17 protein-coding genes and 2 pseudogenes are annotated in these 20,036 nt (G+C 60.5%); 8 read left to right on the top strand and 11 right to left on the bottom strand.

The genetic code is table 11. The annotated features are described in order from the left end of the window. Positions 1-309: 309 nt before the first annotated feature. Complete coding sequence (locus ACFFWD_RS35420; protein WP_376973516.1) at positions 310-915, top strand: TetR/AcrR family transcriptional regulator; 606 nt, start codon at positions 310-312, stop codon at positions 913-915. Between the two features lie 208 nt (positions 916-1,123). Here the strand turns inward: ACFFWD_RS35420 and cyoD are convergent, their stop codons facing one another. The 8 genes and pseudogenes from cyoD to ACFFWD_RS35380 form a co-directional block, all read right to left on the bottom strand. Beyond that, positions 1,124-1,519, bottom strand: coding sequence for a cytochrome o ubiquinol oxidase subunit IV (gene cyoD, locus ACFFWD_RS35415; RefSeq protein ID WP_376973514.1), 396 nt, complete (start codon positions 1,517-1,519; stop codon positions 1,124-1,126). Next, positions 1,516-2,148 (bottom strand): cytochrome (ubi)quinol oxidase subunit III, encoded by a 633-nt coding sequence (locus ACFFWD_RS35410; RefSeq protein ID WP_376973512.1) that lies wholly within the window; start codon positions 2,146-2,148, stop codon positions 1,516-1,518. The genes cyoD and ACFFWD_RS35410 overlap by 4 nt, the downstream gene beginning before the upstream one ends. Beyond that, positions 2,145-4,132 (bottom strand): annotated as a pseudogene (gene cyoB, locus ACFFWD_RS35405) (cytochrome o ubiquinol oxidase subunit I). Before cyoB ends, ACFFWD_RS35410 begins: the two are co-directional and overlap by 4 nt. Then, complete coding sequence (cyoA, locus tag ACFFWD_RS35400; RefSeq protein WP_376973510.1) at positions 4,129-5,007, bottom strand: ubiquinol oxidase subunit II; 879 nt, start codon at positions 5,005-5,007, stop codon at positions 4,129-4,131. Before cyoA ends, cyoB begins: the two are co-directional and overlap by 4 nt. Before the next feature lie 136 nt (positions 5,008-5,143). Next, positions 5,144-6,031: pseudogene (locus ACFFWD_RS35395) on the bottom strand (heme o synthase); the annotation flags it as partial. A 138-nt stretch (positions 6,032-6,169) separates the two neighbouring features. Continuing rightward, positions 6,170-7,537, bottom strand: a complete 1,368-nt coding sequence (locus tag ACFFWD_RS35390) for an NAD(P)/FAD-dependent oxidoreductase (protein WP_376973508.1) — start codon at positions 7,535-7,537, stop codon at positions 6,170-6,172. A 50-nt stretch (positions 7,538-7,587) separates the two neighbouring features. Next, positions 7,588-8,562, bottom strand: a complete 975-nt coding sequence (locus tag ACFFWD_RS35385) for a 3-hydroxyacyl-CoA dehydrogenase NAD-binding domain-containing protein (protein ID WP_376973506.1) — start codon at positions 8,560-8,562, stop codon at positions 7,588-7,590. An 88-nt stretch (positions 8,563-8,650) separates the two neighbouring features. Further along, complete coding sequence (locus tag ACFFWD_RS35380; RefSeq protein WP_376973504.1) at positions 8,651-10,366, bottom strand: alpha-keto acid decarboxylase family protein; 1,716 nt, start codon at positions 10,364-10,366, stop codon at positions 8,651-8,653. Between the two features lie 332 nt (positions 10,367-10,698). Here ACFFWD_RS35380 and ACFFWD_RS35375 point away from each other — a divergent pair, with 332 nt between their 5' ends. From ACFFWD_RS35375 to ACFFWD_RS35355, 5 genes are all read left to right on the top strand, one after another. Further along, entirely contained in the window at positions 10,699-13,497 is a 2,799-nt protein-coding gene (locus tag ACFFWD_RS35375) for an ATP-binding protein (RefSeq protein WP_376973502.1), read from the top strand. 126 nt (positions 13,498-13,623) lie between these two features. Next, entirely contained in the window at positions 13,624-14,094 is a 471-nt protein-coding gene (locus ACFFWD_RS35370; RefSeq protein WP_376973500.1) for a winged helix-turn-helix domain-containing protein, read from the top strand. Between the two features lie 43 nt (positions 14,095-14,137). Continuing rightward, positions 14,138-16,081, top strand: a complete 1,944-nt coding sequence (locus tag ACFFWD_RS35365) for an FUSC family protein (RefSeq protein WP_376973498.1) — start codon at positions 14,138-14,140, stop codon at positions 16,079-16,081. Next, positions 16,081-16,284, top strand: a complete 204-nt coding sequence (locus ACFFWD_RS35360; RefSeq protein WP_376973496.1) for a DUF1656 domain-containing protein — start codon at positions 16,081-16,083, stop codon at positions 16,282-16,284. The genes ACFFWD_RS35365 and ACFFWD_RS35360 overlap by 1 nt, the downstream gene beginning before the upstream one ends. A gap of 212 nt (positions 16,285-16,496) precedes the next feature. Continuing rightward, positions 16,497-17,468 (top strand): HlyD family secretion protein, encoded by a 972-nt coding sequence (locus ACFFWD_RS35355; RefSeq protein WP_376973717.1) that lies wholly within the window; start codon positions 16,497-16,499, stop codon positions 17,466-17,468. A gap of 99 nt (positions 17,469-17,567) precedes the next feature. On the opposite strand, the gene ACFFWD_RS45280 is transcribed toward ACFFWD_RS35355, so the two are convergent. Continuing rightward, complete coding sequence (locus ACFFWD_RS45280; protein ID WP_446680536.1) at positions 17,568-17,948, bottom strand: hypothetical protein; 381 nt, start codon at positions 17,946-17,948, stop codon at positions 17,568-17,570. Between the two features lie 22 nt (positions 17,949-17,970). Here ACFFWD_RS45280 and ACFFWD_RS35345 point away from each other — a divergent pair, with 22 nt between their 5' ends. After that, positions 17,971-18,183: a hypothetical protein gene (locus ACFFWD_RS35345; protein WP_376973492.1), complete on the top strand. Its 213-nt coding sequence runs from the start codon at positions 17,971-17,973 to the stop codon at positions 18,181-18,183. 276 nt (positions 18,184-18,459) lie between these two features. Beyond that, positions 18,460-18,816: an SGNH/GDSL hydrolase family protein gene (locus ACFFWD_RS35340; protein WP_376973490.1), complete on the top strand. Its 357-nt coding sequence runs from the start codon at positions 18,460-18,462 to the stop codon at positions 18,814-18,816. Here ACFFWD_RS35340 and ACFFWD_RS35335 read toward each other — a convergent pair. After that, positions 18,803-19,354 carry an SCO family protein gene (locus tag ACFFWD_RS35335; protein ID WP_376973488.1) on the bottom strand — a complete coding sequence of 184 codons (552 nt, stop codon included), beginning with the start codon at positions 19,352-19,354 and terminating at the stop codon, positions 18,803-18,805. The two genes, ACFFWD_RS35340 and ACFFWD_RS35335, sit on opposite strands and share 14 nt — an antisense overlap. Then, positions 19,351-20,036, bottom strand: a 686-nt coding sequence (locus ACFFWD_RS35330; protein ID WP_446680535.1) for a linalool dehydratase/isomerase domain-containing protein, incomplete at its 5' end; no start/stop codon positions are given. The genes ACFFWD_RS35330 and ACFFWD_RS35335, both read right to left, overlap by 4 nt.

Below are 20,036 nucleotides of genomic sequence, written 5' to 3'. Positions count from 1 at the left end.
CCCGGAGTTCGTGAGGGGCGACCAGCGGGCGAGATATTCGCCCGCCACCGCTCATTGCAGGCGTCGATGAGCGCGCTGCGAAGCGGCGCTTTGCGCAATGGAGCTTGCAAGGCCACATTCGAAAGCTTGCGGCTTCGGCCATTCTGTGCGGCCTGCGCCGATGCGCCGGGACGGGGGCCTTATGCGTCGCCGCGCCTTCACCAGACATTGACAAGGAAAGAAGATGTTGATCATAATCCTGTTTAACGGATAGGCAGGAGGGTCGTCACTGCGTAGCCGGATGTTGCAATCAGACGCGAGGTTAAGTCAGTGGCCAATTCACAGGCCGAAAAGCTTCGAAATCACAAGAAGATCATTGATATCGCGTCGAAGCGGCTTCGTGAGGTGGGCCTAGAAGGCCTGAGCATCGCGGGCTTGATGGCTGAAGCTGGGCTCACTAACGGGGCCTTTTACAAGCATTTTGAATCGCGCGACGCTTTTGTCGCGGAAGCCATCGACTGGGCCCTGCAGGAGGCCGTGAGGGCGCGCGCGTCGGCCAAGTCGGCGAGCCAGGTCAATCGCACACTCCGTTCGGTGGTCGACGGCTTCCTCAGCGAACGCCACCGCGACGATATCGAGACGGCCTGCGCCGTGAGCGCGTTGGTGAGCGATGTGGCCAGGGCTAACGACGAGGTCAGGTCGCTGTACACCGAGCAGGTCAAGCGCAATTTCGCTGATCTGGGAGAACTCGTCGACAAGAGCGTCCCTGACGAACGACGGCGTGCGGCGATCGTGGCCTTCAGCGCGATGGCTGGCGCGCTTGGTTTGGCCCGGGCAGTCTCCGACAAGCATCTGTCACGCGAGATACTCGACGCCGTGCGCGAGTTCGTCCTGGCCGAATTTTCGCGGCCAAGCCCGGGCAAGGGCCGCAAATAGTCGACGCCGACCTGCCATCCGTAAGGACAGCTCCGGCTGCAGGATGGTCTGCGAGATGCAACTCGTGCGGCTTGCATGAGGCGGCTCCTCAGGGCCTGAGCCACCGCGCCCAGGTTTCTGGTTCGCCGCCAAAGCCCCGTCGGGACTAATGACACTGAGCGCTCCCTCCTCGATCGTTGGACTCGATCGCAGAGTAGTGTCCCCCTGGTCAGCGTTGCATTTGCAGATTCATCATTTCGCCAGGTGCCATCATGTTCTCATTCAAGTTGGCCATGATGACGAGCGATCCTGCGAGGACCAGGAATACGATGAGCACGCCGAATGCGAGCGCCAGGACATTGTTGGTGCTGTCAGGTCCCGTGGTGATGTGAAGAAAGAATACCAGGTGCACTCCCATCTGAGCGATGGCGAGAACAACAAGTCCAGCCGTGACGCCGGGAGGCCAGAGCACCGAGGTGTTTGCCACCCAAAAGGATGTGATCGTCAGAATCACAGCCAGCAGCAAACCGATCGTGTACACAAGAAAGCCGGAAGAGGTTGTTTGCTCCGAGGCGGGGATCGCTGGCCTGTCTCCCGGTGCAACATCCCAACGTATCTCGCTCATGGCAGGACTCCCATCAGATAGACAACCGTGAATATCAGAACCCAGATGACGTCGAGCGCGTGCCAGAACAGGGAGAAACAATGCAGGCGGCGAACCACCACCTCCTGGAAACCCCTTGTTGACAGCTGAATCATCATCAAGACCAGCCAGACCAGTCCGGCCGCCACGTGCAGCCCGTGACAGCCGACCAGCGTGAAGAAGGCGGAAAGAAACGCGCTACGTTGCGGGGGCGCGCCCGCCGCAATCATCCCCTGGAATTCGCGAAGCTCGAGATTGAGAAATGCCGCACCCACGAGGAATGTAACCAGGGCGCCAACAAAGGTGCCGAAATATCGCCGCGAATTGGTCGCCAGCGACATCAGCCCGCAGCTGTAGCTGGAGAGTAGAAGAAAAGCGGTCTCCATCGCGGCGTTGCGTTGATCAAACAACTGAGCAGCAGTCGGACCGCCCGCAGTCGCTTTTGCGAGCACGGCATAGCTCGCGAACAATGCCGAGAACATCACTATGTCACTCAGGAGGAAGATCCAGAACCCATAGCCGGCGATGATTCGCTTGGGTGCGGGACCGGCCGCACTGACGTTTAGCAGCTCGCCCTGACGTACATCATTCACCTCGACTGCGATGTTCATAGCGATACCTCCACCGGGTGCGCCCGATCGAACCGACCGACCCGTTCTGCCGAGATCCCGATTTCGTCCTCTACGCGGAACAAGAAGGCAAGCAACGTCACGGTCGCGCCGAGCAGTCCCACACCGGCCATCCACCAGATATGCCAGATCAGAGCGAAGCCGGTGACCACTACGAAGAACGCGGTCACGAAACCGGTCGGACTGTTCCTTGGCACTTTGATTGGCTTGTACTCATGTCGCTGCAAGGGCAGATCTTGCTTTGCGAGCACTCGCTGTTTTTTCTCCCAGAAGGCATCGATCTCATTCACACGCGGCAGGACCGCAAAATTCCAGGCCGTGGCGGCGATGAGGTAGCCCACTCCAAGGTGCGGCCATTCCATGGGTCGCCGGTCGTGTCACGGAGTTGCTCACGGTGGCGAATGGAAACCACGAGCTGGACGATCTGACAGACAATTCCCGCAAGAACGATGACTGCGCCTGCCTCGGCGACCAACAGCCAGGGCTGCCACGCGAGCACATCATAGTGCTGAAGACGACGGGGCATGCCCATCAGTCCCGTTATGTAGAGCGGCATGAAAGCGAGATAGAAGCCGATGAACCAGCACCAGAACGCTGCCCTACCCCAGCGCTCATCCAGCTTAAACCCGAATGCTTTGGGAAACCAGTAAGTGTAGCCGGCAATCGCCCCAAACAGAACGCCCGGGATGATGACGTGGTGGAAATGGGCAACGAGGAAGAGACTGTTGTGCACCTGCCAATCGACCGGGGGCAAGGCCAGGAGCACCCCGGTCAGACCGCCGAAGACGAATGTCACCATGAATCCGATCGTCCACAATACCGGGACCGTGAACCGAACTCGACCGCCGTACATTGTGAACAGCCAGTTGAAGACCTTGACGCCCGTCGGCACCCCGATGATCATGCTTGTGATGCCGAAGAAGGCGTTGACACTCGCGCTGGCACCCATCGTGAAGAAGTGATGGAGCCAGACCGTGTAGGACAGCACGCAGATCGCCATGGTGGCGAGCACCATCGAGCGATAACCAAATAGCGACTTGCCCGAAAATGTAGCGGTCACCTCGGAATAAATGCCAAATGCAGGCAGGACCAGGATGTAGACTTCGGGATGGCCCCAGACCCAGAACAGGTTCACATACATCATCGCGTTGCCCCCGGCATCCACGGTAAAGAAGTGAAAGCCGAGGTAGCGGTCGAGAAGGAGCATTGTGAAAAGCGCGGTGAGCACAGGGAACGCCGCTACAATCAGAAGGTTCGAGGCGAGCGCCGTCCAGCAGAAAACCGGCATGCGCATATAGCTCATGCCCGGGGCCCGCATCTTCAGAATCGTGGTGACGAAATTTACGCCGCTCAACAAGGTCCCAATGCCCGAGATTTGCAGCGACCAAAGATAATAGTCGACGCCGACGCCGGGTGAGAATTGCAGCTCGCTGAGCGGGGGATAGGCGAACCAGCCGGTCTTTGCGAACTCGCCGATGGCAAGTGATACGTTGATGAGGAGAACGCCGGAAGCGGTAAGCCAAAAGCTTATCGAATTCATCGTGGGGAACGCAACATCGCGGGCGCCGAGTTGCAGCGGCACGGCAAAATTCATCAGTCCGATCACAAGCGGCATGGCCACGAAGAAGATCATGATCGTGCCATGTGCCGAGAAGATCTGATCGAAATGCTCGGGCGGCAGATAACCTTGCGCGCCGCCAGCTGCGATTGCCTGTTGCGTGCGCATCATGATTGCGTCAGCGAAACCGCGCACCAGCATGATCAGCGCCAGGATGATATACATGACGCCGATACGCTTGTGGTCGACGGAGGTGATCCACTCGCGCCACAGGTAGGGAACGTAACCCTTGAGCGTGACCCACAAAAGCACAGAGACGATGACTACGACCACGCAGCCAACAGCGCCCATGATGATCGGCTGATCGAAGGGAATAGCACTCCAATCCAGTTTGCCCAGTAGAGTCATTGTTCCGCCCTCATCGATGTGGGATAGCTACGGCACAATGCGTCGTCCGACTGCATTGAGGACATCCGGATGCTGTCAAACAGACCGGGCGCGACCGAGTGATAAGTGAATGGCGTCACGGCGGCACTCGGCTTGGCGAGATCGGCATAGGTCTTCGAGTCGAGCACGGGACCGGTGCCGCCCGTCGAAGCCACCCATTGCGCAAAGCGTTCGGGCGGTACGGCGTCTACGTTGAAGTGCATATCGGCGAAGCCATCGCCGCTGAAATTCGCAGACATCCCACGGTAGCTTCCGGGATAGTCAGCGCGCAGGTTCAGGCGCGTCACCATCCCGGCCATGGTGTAGATCTGGCCGGCGAGCTGCGGCACGAAGAAGCTGTTCATGACGCCCGAGGAGGTCAGCTCGAAGCTTACCGGCGTGCCGACCGGAATTGTCAGACGATTGACGCTCGCGACACCTTGCTCCGGATAGATGAACAGCCATTTCCAGTCGAGCGAGATGGCTTGAACCTTGATGGGTTTCGTCGAAGAGGCAATCGGCTTGGGCGGATCGAGATCATATGAGCTTAGCCAAGCGACAGTGCCGGTAAGGAGCACCGTCATCAGCGGGATCGACCAGACGAGCAACTCGACACGGCCAGAATAGGTAAAAGTCGGCCGATAGCGGGCCCGCTCATTCGATGCGCGGAACCAGAAAGCAACGCCAAGCGTCGCAACGACCACCGGGATCGCAATCGCCAGCATGATGCCGGTCGCGTTGAACAGTATTTGACGTTCGGCGAGGGTGATGGGTCCCTTCGGATCGAGCACGCCCCCATCACAGCCACCGAGCATAGAGGCAGCGATCAGAGCTATAGCAAGCAAGCTATATCGCATATCAGACCTCGCGCCTGCTGGATTGGATGAGGCCGGTTCCGCTGCGAGCGGCGCCTGGCACGGCCTCGGCGTGCACCCATCCGATGCTGAGGTCAGCGGAGACGCGCGAGGATGAGCGACCACCGCGGTCGATCAGAAGAGCGGCAAACAGCACAAACAGATAGGAGATCGAAAAGAGGAACAGCCTGTGAGCAGCACGGCGATCGGCTGCAATACCCCTGTTCAGCTGAAGTGCGAGCAGAAGGAAAAGCGCGTCGGTGATCGCGACGGTCACGCCATAAATCGCGCCTGCAAACCCGAGCCCCCAGGGCAGCTCCGAAGCGAGAACAAGGAGGCCGCTGTAGATCAGGATTTGTCGCTTTGTTGCAGTCGGTCCCACAACAACCGGCAGCATGGGAACGCCGGCACGGGCATAATCGTCGGAGCGGTTGAGCGCGAGAGTCCAGAAATGAGGCGGTGTCCAGAGGAAGATGATGAGGAAAAGCGCAAGCGGTTCGAGCCCGATCTGTCCGGTCGCCGCCGCCCATCCAATCACGGGCGGCAGCGCGCCGGCGGCGCCGCCGATGACGATGTTCTGGGACGTAGTCCGTTTCAGCCAGGCTGTGTAAACGACGGCATAAAAGAGGATAGTGCCGGCCAATAGAATCGCTGCTGTAACGTTTGCCGCGAACGCGAGAAGCGCAACCGCGGTGACGCCAAGGACGAGACCAAAGATCAGCGCCTCGGTCCGGGAAACCTTGCCGCAGGGAATTGGCCGCATCGCGGTGCGGGCCATGACCGCGTCGATATCGGCGTCGTACCACGTGTTAAGCACGCCGGCGGCTCCGGCTCCAGCAGCGATGGCGAGAACGGCGGCAATGGTGGCCAAGGGATCAAGTCGAACTGGAGCAATGCTCAATCCGACCAGTGCGGTGAACACCGCGAGCGCCATCACGCGCGGCTTCATCAGAGTGATGAAGTGGGATAACCGGACCCACAAGCCAGGCCGTGAAGCCTGGCGGCGCGAAAACGGGATCGCCGTCATGTTCATGATCGATTCCATCGAGCCAAAGAGTTGTCTTTGCGTAAGCCAGGCTGACGCCAACGACGGAAGTGCGCCGATTGCTGACCCCGCCAACGCTGCGAATGCCGAGAGATACGGAGTATCCATGACGCGAGCGGCTCAACGGTCGGACGCGGGAGCAGAGACGCTGGGGGATTCAGGTATTAGTCGCGAGCTGCGCTGGCCGGTGAAATACGACCAAAGCCATTGGCGCCGCACACGCAGGCGGTTCTGCGACTGTGGTAGGGAGCGGATGTGAACGAGCGCCCACACCAGAAATGTCATGAAGCCGCTTGTGCGGAACCAGCCCCGCTCCAGCACCGCGTAGTTCTTGCCGACGACGGCCATGTTGCCCTTGTCGGAATAGCGGAACGGTCGTTTGACCTTTCGCCCCTTCAGTTCTTGCGCGATCAGCCGCCCGACGTAACGCCCTCCCTGAATCGCAGCCTGCGCCACGCCCGGCACCGGATGTTCGTCTTGCATGACCCACGCTGCGTCGCCGACCACAAACACTCCAGATGCGTTCACCACCTTGAGGAATGGGTCAACGAGCGCCCGCCCTGCGCGGTCGGTTTGGGTCCCGAGCATCTTTGGAAGCGGTGATGCAGCCACCCCCGCCGTCCACAGCACCGTGGCGCTCGGGATCCTGCTTCCGTCGGCGATCACACCCTGCTCGTCGACCGTTTCGACCTTGACCCCGGTCAAGACCTTCACGCCGAGCTTCGTAAGCCGCCTGGTCACCCTGCGAGACAGCGGCTCAGCAAAAGTCGACAGGACCCGTTTGCCCGCATCGAGCAGAATGATGGTTGCTTTGGCCGGATCGATGCGTCGGAAGTTGCTGTGCAGCGTGACCTTCACCATGTGCGCCAGAGACGCCGCGAGTTCTACGCCGGAGGGGCCTGCGCCGACCAGCACGAAAGTCATCTGTCGCTCGCGCTCGCCCTCGTCGTCGGTCATTGCCGCCAGTTCAAACGCGCTCAGAATTTTGGCTCGGATCGTCTCGGCGTCGCTGAGGCTTTTCAGCGCTGGGGCAAATCGCGCAAATTCGTCGTGGCCGAAGTAGCTCGGGCGCATGCCGGTCGCGACCACTAGGTAATCGAATGCCATCTTGCGAACGCCCACGCCCGCGGCGCACGCCTCGATCGTGCGGGAAGCGACGTTGACCCCGGTGACCTCCGCCAGGACGACACTGAGGTTTCGCTGCCTTACCTCGAGCTGACGGATTGGCACCGCGATCTCCGCAGGCGCGAGCACCGCCGTCGCCACCTGGTAGAGCAGCGGCTGGAATACGTGGTGATTGCGCCGGTCGATCAGCACGACATCGGCATTGGCGTGCCGCAGCGCGCGCGCGGCCGCGAGCCCGGCAAAACCGCCGCCGATAATAACGACACGCTTGCGTCCCGACCGCGGCGCGTCGACGAACACTGTTCTTTGCTCAGGCTGATTCGGCGGACACAGTTCTGCCCAACGTCTCGTCGCGATGGTCATCTGCAAAGTCCTTTTCGGTTGAAGGAGAGTTAGCCGCCTGTGGCGCATCCTTACTCAGCCGCGATCTCGCCTGGAGCGACCATCTGCGCGCGCCTGGAGCGTAATTCGAGAAGTCCAAGCAGGATGTCGTCCCGCTCCGCCTCAAGTTCTTCGATAGTGCGAGATCCGATCTCGGCGTGCACGCTGTCGATGAGCTTCTTTTGCACTTCGGGCGTCAGTACCGGCGAGCCGAGGGTCTTCCACCAGGCCGTCGTCGGGGCAGTGAACTGCTGGAAGAAGTGCTCGATGCCGCCGTGGCCGCCACCGAGGTGATTGAGCATCATGTTCCCCATGATGCCCCAGCGGAGCCCTGGGCCCCAGCACAGGGCGGTGTCGACGTCGGCGGCACTGACGACCCCCTCGGTAACGAGGTAATAGACCTCGCGCCCAAGGGCAGCCTGCAAACGGTTAGCGACGTGGCCCGGCATTTCCTTGTTGAGACGCACCGGCCGCTGCCCAATCGACGCATAAAATTCCAATGCACGCCGGATCGTCTCTTCGGAAGTCTTAGCCCCGCCGACGATCTCCACCAGTGGGATCAAATGGGGTGGATTGAACGGATGGGCGATGATGCAGCGATCGGGATGCAATGCGGCGCCCGACTGGATTTCGCTCATGGTAAGCCCCGACGAACTCGAGGCGATGATCGCGTCGGGAGACAGCAGCTCGTCGAGCTGCCCATAGAGCTTCCTCTTGAAGTCTATCCGCTCCGGGCCGTTCTCCTGAACGAGGTTGGCGCCGGTCACCGCTTCCGCGAGGTCAGCCGTGAACCTCAGGTTCGACTGGGATGCTGCGGGCGAGAGGCCCAATCGCTCCAGCGCCGGCCAGGCGGTCTCGACGAACTTGCGCAGTGACGCTTCTGCATTCGGCGCGACGTCCGTCGCGACGACCTGCAATCCCCTGGCGAGAAACAGCGAGGTCCAGCTCGCGCCGATCACGCCGGTACCGATGACGGCGATGCTGCGAATGGAGTTGGTGTTGGTCATGTCATTTCTCCGATGCGTTTGTGAGATTTCGGCATAGGGGATGCCAGCGAGTTGCTGAGCGTAGAGAATGTGGCGCTTCATCGCAGGATCAACCGTGTGTTGCCGGCCGGAGCTGCAGGTTGTCGCGCTGCTGCGGGCCGCGAGGCCCGTAGTCGAGCTCGGCTCCCTTGTTGCTGCTGCTGATGACCGCGGCGGGTGCGTCGCAGGAGTCCATGATCGATTCGACAAAGATCATCGTATCGTTCGGCGCGCTCAGGGCACTTTGCAGGTCCCCGTTGGTCTTGACGACGAACGATCGCGCCGAGGTGTCTGGACACAACACCTTGGGCAGAGCGGCATAGGCCCAGTTGGCGATGTCGTTGTAGGGCTCGGTCTTGCCGAGATAGCCGCGTTCGATGGTGTATCCGCCGTTGTTGATCAGGAAGATCACTGGCTTGTGGTCGTGTCGCAGAATGGTCGACAGCTCCTGCGCCGTGACCTGGAACGAGCCGTCGCCAACGAAGAGCAGGTGACGGCGGTACGGCGCTGCCGTCAGTGCGCCGAGCAAGGCTCCGACCGAGTAGCCGATCGATCCCCAGTTGATTGAGCCGATGAAAGTGCAATTCGGCGGTAGCTTCAGGCCCAACAGAACGAATGACGTGCCATTGTCGACGTACAGGACGTCCCCGGGCCGGAGATAGCTCTGTATGGCCCGCCAATAGGCAGCCTGCGTCAGCTTGGCGGAGCCGTCGGCCTGCGTGCCTGCCACCGCTGCCGCAACATGACGAGGAGCACGGCTCCTGACGGGTGCGACCGTGTCGATGACGCCGCGGAGGACCTCCTTGAGGGTCACCGCCTGGTAGTTGTCATCGCCGACGTCTACTGAATGGCCGCGCGCGTGGATCGTATCGACGGGCAGCGAGGCCGTGAAGTCGCCGGTGGTCACCTCGATCGGCCGGTAGCCGATTGAAAGCAGGCAGTCGCTGGTCTCGATTGCCTCGCGCACCTGCGGCTCGCTTGCCTTGCCGCCGTAGATGCCGAGGTAATGAGGGAACGTCTCGTCAATCACAGCTTTCGCTGCGTTGATCACGGCCACCGGAGCCTGTATCCTCTCGGCCAGCTCCATGAGCTCGGGCGCGACGCCGAACCGATCTGCGTCCGCATCCACGAGGATTGCTGGCGATGTGGCTGCGGACAGTCGTCCCGCGATTGCGTCGATGCATGAACGCAGCCGTTCGGGGTCGCTTGGCGGGTCGGCGAGTACGAGCGGACCTGCCGGAACCTCGATGTCGAGGTACGCGATGTCGGATGGCAGCTCCATGTACACCGGAAGCTTCTCCCGCCACGCGGTGAGGATCAGCCGATCGATCTCAGCGGCCGCGTTGCGTGGGGTCAGTCGGACACGCGCGACAGTCACTGGCGCGTAGGCGTCAAGGAAGTGATCAAAAGTCGCATCGGCCATTGTGTGGTGCATTCCGAGGCCACGGTCGATGGATCTGAGCGGTATCGATCCGCAGATGCAGATGACCGGTACGTGCTCGCTGTATGAGCCGCCGACACCGTTGATCGCGCTCAGGGCGCCGACGCCGTTCGTCACCAGGAGCGCGCCTATGCCGTTCAGCCGCGCATAGCCGTCCGCCGCGTAGGACGCGTTCAGTTCACCGGTCGTGCCGATCCATTTCATCGTGCCGTTATCGTGGAGCTGCTGCAACAGCGTCAGGTTGTAGTCGCCGGGAACGCCGAACAAGTGTCGTATGCCGGCCTCCTCGAGACGGCGAACCAGGAAGTCGCCGATCTTCATTCGTTTGCTGGGGCTACTGGTCATTGTTTTCGTCTCCTCAGACTCGCTAATTCCGATGGAAGTCTGCGCGAAGCTTTCCGAAGTTCGCGAACTCGGCCCTTGTCCTTTGCCGGTTGGCCCATAGCTAAACCGCATGCGCTCCTGTCGCGAGTGAAGCATCGTGAATTGCGCTGAATTATTGCGTCCGACGGGGGACAAGAAGCCTGACGGCGCTGGATGCGAGGCGCTCAATAAAATCCGCCCACGGGCCGGGATGATGCACCGGAGCGGGGGCTGCCCCTCGTCGCTGGTGCATGATAGGATGCGCCCCAGAGGTCCGCTTGGACGTCATCGCAGGGAAGCGCCAAGGACCCAAGATGGCGAAACGGCTGAAAAAGACTGCGTTATCGCGGGACAAGCAGCGCGATGGCATCCCGCGATCGACATGGTTGCAAGGACGAGAGACAGAAATTGCACTGATCGATCGGCTTCTCGACCAGATCGATCAAGGTGGGGCGACGCTCGTCATTAGCGGGGCGCCTGGGATCGGAAAATCAGTACTGCTTGAAGAGGCGAAAAGCCGGGCGCGTGAATGCGGCATCACCGTACTCGGCATGACGGGCGTCCTGGCTGAAGTCCATATCGCGTTCGCGGGACTTGAGCAGGCACTGCGTCCGCTCATGAAGCAGGCAAAGTCCTTGGCTCCTCAGCAACGGTCTGCTTTGCTGAGTGCGTTTGGCATGAACGAAGATTCCGGCGGGTCACCGGATATCTGGTTGGTCGCTCTGGCGACGCTGACACTTCTGACGGGAGGTGCCGATCAAAAGCCTATCCTGCTCGTCGCTGACGACGCCCAGTGGTTGGACGAGGCAACCCGCGACGTGTTGTCCTTTGTTTCCAGGCGATTGAGTTCCGATCCAATCGTTCTGCTGCTGGCTGTACGCGAAGGTTTCGATCTCCCGTTTGGAGATGCTGACACCTTGCGTCACGTCATTCCGGCTCTCGGCGATGAAGATGCGGCGCGCTTGCTCGACGTCCAGGCGCCCGGCCTTTCCTGGGATCTCCGCAGCCGAGTCCTGAGAGAAGCTGCAGGCAATCCGCTGGCCCTGGTGGAACTGCCGCGCGCAATCCAGGCGGCAGATGATCGTGAGGCCCGGTGGCTTCCGTTGACGGAGCGCCTGGAACGAGCCTTTTGCAGCCGCCTGTCCGAGCTTCCCAACGCCACGCGGACGCTTCTGTCCGTAGCCGCGGCAAACGATGGGACGGCCCCTCACGAAATCATGCGCGCCAGCGAAGTGTTGCTCGATGCGAGTGTCGGAGTTGATGCTTTCGCGCCCGCCGTCTCGGCCAAGCTGATCGAGCTCGATGCAACCGAGGTGCGGTTTCGGCATCCGCTCGTACGATTTGCGATTTACCAGGCAGCCGACATTGCAACACGCCAAAAGGTTCATGCCGCGCTCGCCGCGATCATCGAGGATCAGGATCGTCGGCTTTGGCATCGCGCGGCGGCAACGATCGGCCCCGATGACGAACTGGCTGCCGAGCACGATTTAATGGCAATCCGTGCGCGCCGGCGGGGCTCCATCTCCATGGCCACGGATATCCTGCAAATCGCGGCAAAGCTGAGCAGCACCGCAGAGGCCAGAAAGGAGCGATATTTGCGGGCCGCCGAATTTGCAATTGACCTTGGGCGTCTGGAGTTGCTCGAGCATCTGTTGCGTGGGGCGGAGGTGGATGGGTCGGATAGACTGGGCACCGCTCGGGTCGCGTGGTGTCGTGAGATAAGCCAGCCTCCGATGGTCAATGACCCCGGTAGGATCCCTGCCCTGGTCGGCTTTGCCAACCAGGCGAACGCCGCCGGGGCAAAGGGCCTCGCGGCCAACCTTCTCTGGCGAGCGGCGCAACGATGCTGGTGGAGCAGCGCGAGCGGCGACGTCGGCGCCAGCGTCCTTGCTGCGGCAAGCCAACTGGAGTTGCCGGAACTCAATGCACGCCTGATTGCAACATTCGCCTATGTCGAGCCGCTCCGACGAGGGGGCGAGGTATACGCGAAACTGAAGGTGCTCTCCGAAAAAGGGGTGGGCGAGCCCTATACCGAGCGCGTCATGGGGGTCAGCGCGATCGTTGTCGGCGCTTTCGATCTCGGCGTCAGCTTTCTTGCCGGTTCCAGTGCAGAGTTGCGCAGACAAGGTCGGATCGTCGATCTCCCGCATGCGCTATTCACTCAAGCCTGGGCCGAGATGGAAGTCGGCGATTGGGTGGGGGCGATGAGAGAAGCCGAGGAAGCGGTCCGCTTTGCCGAGGAGACTGGAGGCGTTTTATGGGTCGCTGCGGCAACGATCGTGAAGGCTCAGCTTGCGGGAATGCAAGGCGATCTGGAGCGGTTCGAAGCGCTTGCCGCCCAAGCAGAACGCCCGGTTTTATCCATGGGCGCCAACTTTTTGCTGGCGAAGCTGCAGCTGGCGCGAGGCATAGCCGCCATTGGTGCCGGTCGGCACGGGGAGGCATTTGAGTATCTGCGGCGCCTGTTCGCGCCTGCCGATCCGGCCTTTAACTTCGGTGTGCAAGTTTCTGCGCTGGCCGATTTCATCGAGGCGGCGGTCTACTCCGATAATTTGCAGGCTGCCCGTAGCGTGATCGAAGAGATCGAGCGCGTCTCGGCTCCGAATCCGGTGCCGTGGGTCGAGACGATGTTATTCTACGGCAAGGCGCTGGTCGCGACCGATGACGATGCCGAACGCTTCTTCTTGCAGGGACTTGGGCCGGCTGCAAGGAATTTGCCTTTCTTGCGAGGGCGCCTCCTGCTCGCTTATGGCGTGTGGCTGCGCCGACAGCGCAGGCCCGCCAACGCGCGGGCCCCACTGCGCGAGGCCCGCGGCATTTTCGACGCGCTCGGCGCTAAGCCCTGGAGCGACCGCGCGCGAGAGGAGTTGCGGGCAGCCGGCGAAGCCAGCCTCCGCCGAACTGAGCAGATTTGGGAGAAGCTCACACCACAAGAGTTGCACATCGCGCAACTCGCCGCTCAAGGGCTTTCGAACAAGGTCATCGGAGCCAGACTGTATCTGTCACACCGCACCGTCGGCTACCACCTGCACAACGTCTTTTCTAAGACGGGGATCACCTCCCGATCCGGCCTGGCACCCATCCTCTCCACGGCCAGTCGCCCGGCAACGTGACCTCGACCGTCACCGGACTGGTCATCTGACAGATGCGCATGTCCCCGGTCGACTGTATGTCCAGACCCGCGAGACAACTATAGGAGGCTGCCTTAGGGCGGTCTGTGATAGGCACGCGAGGTCATAATGCGCGCATCGGGATCGACTGCAGCTTCCGGCCACTTGACGCAATTTCAGCTCGAGCTGGGGCTTGACGTCAGACGCACCGTTCAGCGTCCGGATACGGCCAGGACATCCCTCGAAAAGCGAACCGGACCACGCGCCACCGCGCCAACAGAAGTTTCGTTCGGACGGTTTCGCCTGTTGCCGGCGCATTTCCTGTTGCTTGAAGGCGACAAGCCGGTGCCCCTCGGAAGTCGTGCTCTGGAAATCCTGATCATTTTGCTTGAACGCCGAGGTGAGCTGGTCACCAAACAAGATTTGACGGCTCGCGTTTGGCCTAACGTTTTTGTCGACCCTTCCAATCTCACAACTCATGTCTGTGCGCTACGTCGCGCGCTGCGCGACGGCCGGGAAGGGAACCGCTTCATCATCAACATCAAAGGGCGTGGCTACCGATTCGTCGGCTCAGTCGGGATATCCGAACGCGAGAACTGAGTGCGAGTGGCAGAGTATTCGCAACATTCGGCGAGGGATCGTTATGATCGCGACAGCAGCACAGCGGGAGCCGTTCAGTGTGGTCGGGATTTCGGTCAGCTCCTGGACCTTCGCCATCCGCGTTTGGCTGGCCACCATCCTGGCGTTGTTTGCCAGCTTTTGGCTCCAGCTCGAAGCCCCGACCTCGGCGGCGGTGACCGTTGCGATCCTTGCCGAACCGACCCGCGGCCAGGCGCTGGACAAGGCAGGCTTCCGATTGATGGCCACCATTTTGGGGGTGATTGCCTCAATCGCAATCACCGGGCTTTTTTCGCAGTCGAGAGATCTGATGCTGACGGCGTGCTCGGTGTGGCTTGGTCTTTGCGTCTTTGCAGCTAAGCTTTTGGACGGCCATCGGGCCTATGCCGCCGTGCTGTCCGGCTACACTGTCGCGATCGTCGCGATACAGCAGATCGACAATCCGCAGAACGTGTTTGACGCCGGCGTGGAGCGTGGCGCCGCGATCGCGGTCGGCATCATGTCAATCGCAGTCGTAAACGCGTTGATGTCTGCCCCGGACCGTCATCCACGGCTCGCCGCGCAATTGGCGGCAATTCATCGCCGCGTGCGTCAGTATGCGAGCGCCTCCTTCCACGGCGAAACAAGCAACCCGGCGACCTTCCCAGCGCTGGTACGAGAAATCGTAGAACTCCGCCCTGAAATAGGAAGCGTCGCTCTCGAGTCGAGCAGCGGCCCTGTCAGGAGTGCCGCCGCCCGGAGTGCTGTCGTCCGACTGGTTGCCGAACTGCAGGCGGCGCGGACCTTGAACACTGCTCCTATTCATCTCGACGTCGCCACCCGCGACCAGACAAACGCCAAGGTCGACCCGATTGACAGTTCTCGCTCGAAAACGCGCATGCCGGTGGGATTGGTCAGCGGACAACGCCGCGCACCTGGCGTTCCGACCGAAACCTCGGCATGGAAAATCAGGGAGTTTCTGCGTCAGGACGAAAGCGTTCGCCAAGATCTGTTGGCCTTGAGATCAATCAAATGGCCCTCACGATTGTGGCGCGCGCCGATATACCGTTCCTATCGAACTGCAGCGGAAACTGGTTTGCGGGCCGCTCTATGGTTTGCCATCGCCTCGACGTTTTTCGTCTGGGCCGGCTGGTCTGCGGCAAGCGCTTCGCTATCCTCCTTCACGCAGTTTGCCGCATTGGCAATTATAACGCCGAACCCGCGTGGTTTCACCGCGATCGCCCTTATTGGTATACCGATCGCGGCTGTGTCTGCCGGCATACTCGAATTCATTGTGCTCAACGGCGCCGACGGTTTTTCTGTGCTGGCGATCGCCCTGGCTCCTTTTACGATCTGCGCAGCACTTCTCACTGCATCGCAAAATCCTCTGTGGTCGGGACTCGGTCGCATCAATCTCGTCGGGATCGCAACCATCCTGGCGCCGAGCAATCCCCAGAGCTACAACCCGCAAACATTCCTTTTCACGTCTCTGTTCCTTTTCACGGCTGCTGCGGTCTTGCTGGCGGCACAGATGCTCATTCCTCCCGTCTCCGATGACAAACAAAGGATGCGGTTGCTCACCGAAGCTCGCGGCGAGCTGGGGCGGCCGGACCTCACGAATGGTGAAGCTCCGGAGGAAGCGATGTTCCGCGACGCCTCGCGCATCGGACAATTTCTTTCCGCGGGCGGAGCGCAGGACAGTCGCGCTCTCGCGGAAATGCTCTCCTGCTTCGATCAATCGGCGATGGTCCGGCTTTGCGACTCGAAACTGATCCAGCTTTCTGACGGGCCTTTCGTGCCGCTCGCCGCCCAGGCACGCGCAGCAATCGTCACGCGCGACACAGCCACGCTTCGCACCGTTGCCAGTGTGCTGCGCGAGAAAGCCCCGCACAGGGATTCAATCGAGGCAGAGACCGCGGCGTGCCTTGTCCTGACAAGCGATGCTTTCGACCAGGACAGCGGACTGGAGTCATCTCGGGAGGCAACCTAATGGCACACACCTTTCGAGAGCTGGTCGTCGGCGGCGTTCTGGTTGCGCCCTTCGTCACCTACCTGGTGGCAGCCCTTGTTGTCATCATCGCGCTTCGGCCGATCCTGCATGTTGCAGGTCTTGCAAAGATGTTCAGTCACGCCGCAATTGCACAGCTCAGTCTCTACGTGACGATTCTGTGCCTGTTGATGCTGTTGTTCTAGAGGAGAGCGCCATGGAAGCGATTGTTCGTGATGAAGTTGGCAGGCAAGACGAGACGCAGGCGAACGCCGCGCGCTTTTCGCCGGCATCGGCTCAAACGAGCGCGTCTGACGAGATCGCGCCAAGGATCCCGGAGGATTATCCGGACGACGAACAAAGTGTCTCGCCGTCGGCAAGATCCAGGTCACGGCGGCCAAACGACGCCACGCGAACAATGCTTCTCCTGTTGCGCAAATTGGCGACAGCCGGCATCGCGACCGTTGCGGTGCTGGGCTCGCTCGCGACCTGGGACCTGTACAACGCCGCGCCCTGGACGCGCGATGGGAGCGTGCGAGTCCAGGTTGCGAATGTGGCGCCGCAGATTTCCGGTCAGATCGTGGAGCTGCGAGTCGTTGACAATCAATTCGTTCACAAAGGCGACGTTTTGTATGTCATCGAGCCTTTCGATTTCGAGGTCGCAATGCGCGCAAACAAGGCGGCCCTACAGCAAAAAATGGCTGACCGGGACGTGAAGCAATTGCAGGCGGAGCGACGGAACCGCTTGTCTGATCTAGCAGCCAGCGTCGAGGAGAAGCAGACCTATCAGGGAAATGCAGTTCAGGCGGCGGCCGTTGTCGACTCTGCGCAAGAGCAGGTGAAGCAGGCCGAGATCAACCTGCGGCGCACCGAGGTGCGCAGTCCGGTGAACGGGTTCATCACCAATCTCTTGCTCCGAGTGGGAAACTACGCGGTACAGGGGACCAGTAATATCTCGGTCGTCGACACGGACAGTTTTTGGATTGACGGCTATTTCGAGGAGACCAAGCTGGCCCGCCTGTGCGTGGGTGACCGTGCCGAGGCAAAACTGATGGGCTATTCAGAGCCGATCATCGGCCACGTCGCAACGGTGACGCGTGGCGTCAGCGTATCCAACGCAGCGGCTGCTACGCAGGGCTTGCCCAACGTCAATCCGGTTTACACCTGGGTGCGTTTGGCGCAGCGAGTGCCGGTCCGCATTGCGATCGACAAGGTGCCGCCTGGGGTACCGCTGGTGTCCGGCTTGACCGCGACTGTCACAATCCGGAACGGCACGGATGGCGAGGGTGGTACGCTCTTACAAAGAGTGCGCAATGAACTTGAGGCGAGCTTCTCTGAATTGATTGGTGGTGCTGTGGCGCGGCCTGGCTGCATTCCCAGCCCATGGTGAGCCTCTAACGATCAGGGAGCGATCAAGTGGGACGGTTGAGTCCCTCTACTCTTCGCAAATGAGAATGCACGAAGATTAAGCAGATGATCCTCTTTCCTTTCATAACCGCTTGGATGTGGTCCAGATCCTCAGAGCATCAGCGCGATCATCGTCGCGCCGTCTGCTTGATGACACCTGCGACGCATGCGTCGCGTTGCTGTCCATCCCATTCAAAGGAGGCCGAACGTGACCCAGGTTTATTTCCATTGCTCCAACACGAATAAGGTTTTCGTCGATCGCCGCGGCGCCGTGGTGGATGATCTTGCCGAGGCGCGGGATCATGCCACCCAATTCGTGCAATCCCTCGCCAAGACGCGCAGTCACGAGGCTTGGCGTGACTGGGTTTTGCACGTCAGCAACGACCTCGGCGACGAGCTCTTCGTTGTTCCCTTCGCTTTCGTTCTCGGAAAGTCGCATTGAGGCCACTAGTTCGCGATCCAACGATTGCACTCCGGAGTGACCTATGCGGAACAAAGCCTGCATGGACATCGCAAATACGTTGCGGCGAATTGTCGGGACCATCAATGACGAGGCGGTCGCGGCGCGCCTGGAAAGCCTCGCGGCCAGCTATGGGCATCGCGCTGATGCTTGCACAGCCCTCTCCGCCATAATAAAACGGCTTCGAGAAAGCCCCGCAAAATCAGGCTTGTCTGCACACCGGGACTTGCTGGTGTAGCCCCAAGGGTGGCTTCTATTGGCATACGCGGTGAGCACTGGCAACTTCCACATGATTAGCAATTCCACACGGATCAGATTGTCGTCTCGGCCGCGCGAGACGTCCGGCGAACCTCAGTAGAAGCCGCCAGAGGTCATCAGTCGCTCGGGTACACAACGAAAATAGGGATCGCCTCGCCAAGATGGTGGTTGCGCCTCCCCGCAACGGACCCCAGAAAACTCCTATCTTCCAGCTGCCCTTGCAAGTCATTTTCCGCTGGATCTCGTCATCATCATCATGCTCGGGACCAACGATACCAAGAGCTGTTTCCGCCGCACGTCCTACGAGATCGCGGTCGGTATGTCGAAGCTGGTGGGACAGGTGCTCACCTCGGGCGGCGGAGTGGGCACCATCTATCCCGCGCCAAAGGTGCTCATCGTCTCGCCGCCGCCACTCGCCAAACTGCCGGATCCGTGGTTTCAAGGAATGTTTGAGGGCGGGCACAAGACTATCGATCTCGCCAACCAGTATAGAGCGCTCGCCGCTTTCCTGAAGGTCGATTTCTTCGATGCTGGAAGCGTGATCTCAACAGATTGTGCCGCGCCTACGCAGCGCGCCTCCGGCAAAAAGGAGAGGCGGGTCAAGTTGTCTTGACCGAGCCGGCTCCGCAAGACGAGCTATTGGCTTCTAAAAGCAGCTTTAGGCGGACAACAATTTCTTCCGCAGAAAGCGCATCTGTAAAGTGACAAACAAATCGGCCGCGGGGGTCCATAACATAGGTTATCGCGGTGTGCGGAACCGCGTACTCGCCGTCCGCGGCGGGATCATCTACTCTTTGCGCAAAGACACGGAATGCTTTCTTGGCACGATCAACCTGCTCGCGCGAGCCGGTCAGCCCGGTAAAGCGCGGATATGATTGCAGGAATGATCGCATGGCGTCCGGCGTGTCGCGTTCCGGATCGACGGTGACATAGATCGGTCGCATTCGGTCGGCGAGTGGACCAAGCGAATCCAGCACGGCGGACAGTTTCGCAAGCGCACGCGGACACACCACGCGGCAATGGGTGAAACCGAAGAAGATCAGAACATAGTGGCCGCGATACGTTTCGTCAGAGACGTTGCGACCGTCGTGGTCGATCAGGCAAAACGAGCCGCCGATCGGCGTCAGCGGCGAAATTTCGACGCTTGTCATCTGAAGTTCTTTTCGCCAGGTCCAAAACTCATTGCGCACAAATGTGCAAAAGCCTCCGGACAGTGAAGCAGGACGTCGCCACCGTCGATTTCAACTCGAACGGCCCCCGCAATATTCACGTCGGTTGCCGAGCCGTGTGCGATTTCCACCCCATCACAGGCCAGCGACCACGGACCGCGAGCCAGCGCCTTTGCGATTCGCACTATACCGCTACCGCGAATATCGCGCCGGCGCTCGACGGCAAAGTTTAGCCTATTGTTCTTTGAATCAAATATCGCACGGCTGATATCGACATCCGATCCGACAGCGACGATGGCCGGCTCTTCAAAGTGCGTCGGCCCCCAAGGCTCATTATACAGATGCCAAAGCCCGTCCGGGATATTAAGCCGAGCGTACCCCAACAGCACGTTTCCAGACATCGGTTCGACCAACGTCCGGATACCGTCTGCACTCTCGACCATATCGTTACGTGGATAGTACAATCCACCGTCGAGCCAGGTCGGCGCCATGTAGCGATCGGCGTGCGCCAGCAGGCCCCGTAGCGTTTCGGCATCTCCCATTTCCGACGCCCATGCAGTGACCCAACCGAAATCGCAATCGTCGGTGATGATACGCTGACCCATGACTTCCGGCCGTACCGGCACATTGATCGAAAGCGCGCCATCGTCGCCGGATTTCAGAA

Origin of the sequence: Bradyrhizobium erythrophlei (assembly GCF_042430365.1) — a bacterium.
Classification (GTDB): Bacteria; Pseudomonadota; Alphaproteobacteria; order Rhizobiales; family Xanthobacteraceae; genus Bradyrhizobium; species Bradyrhizobium erythrophlei.
Note: the sequence above shows the minus strand (reverse complement) of the source record. Positions and strands in the feature narration are given on the sequence as shown.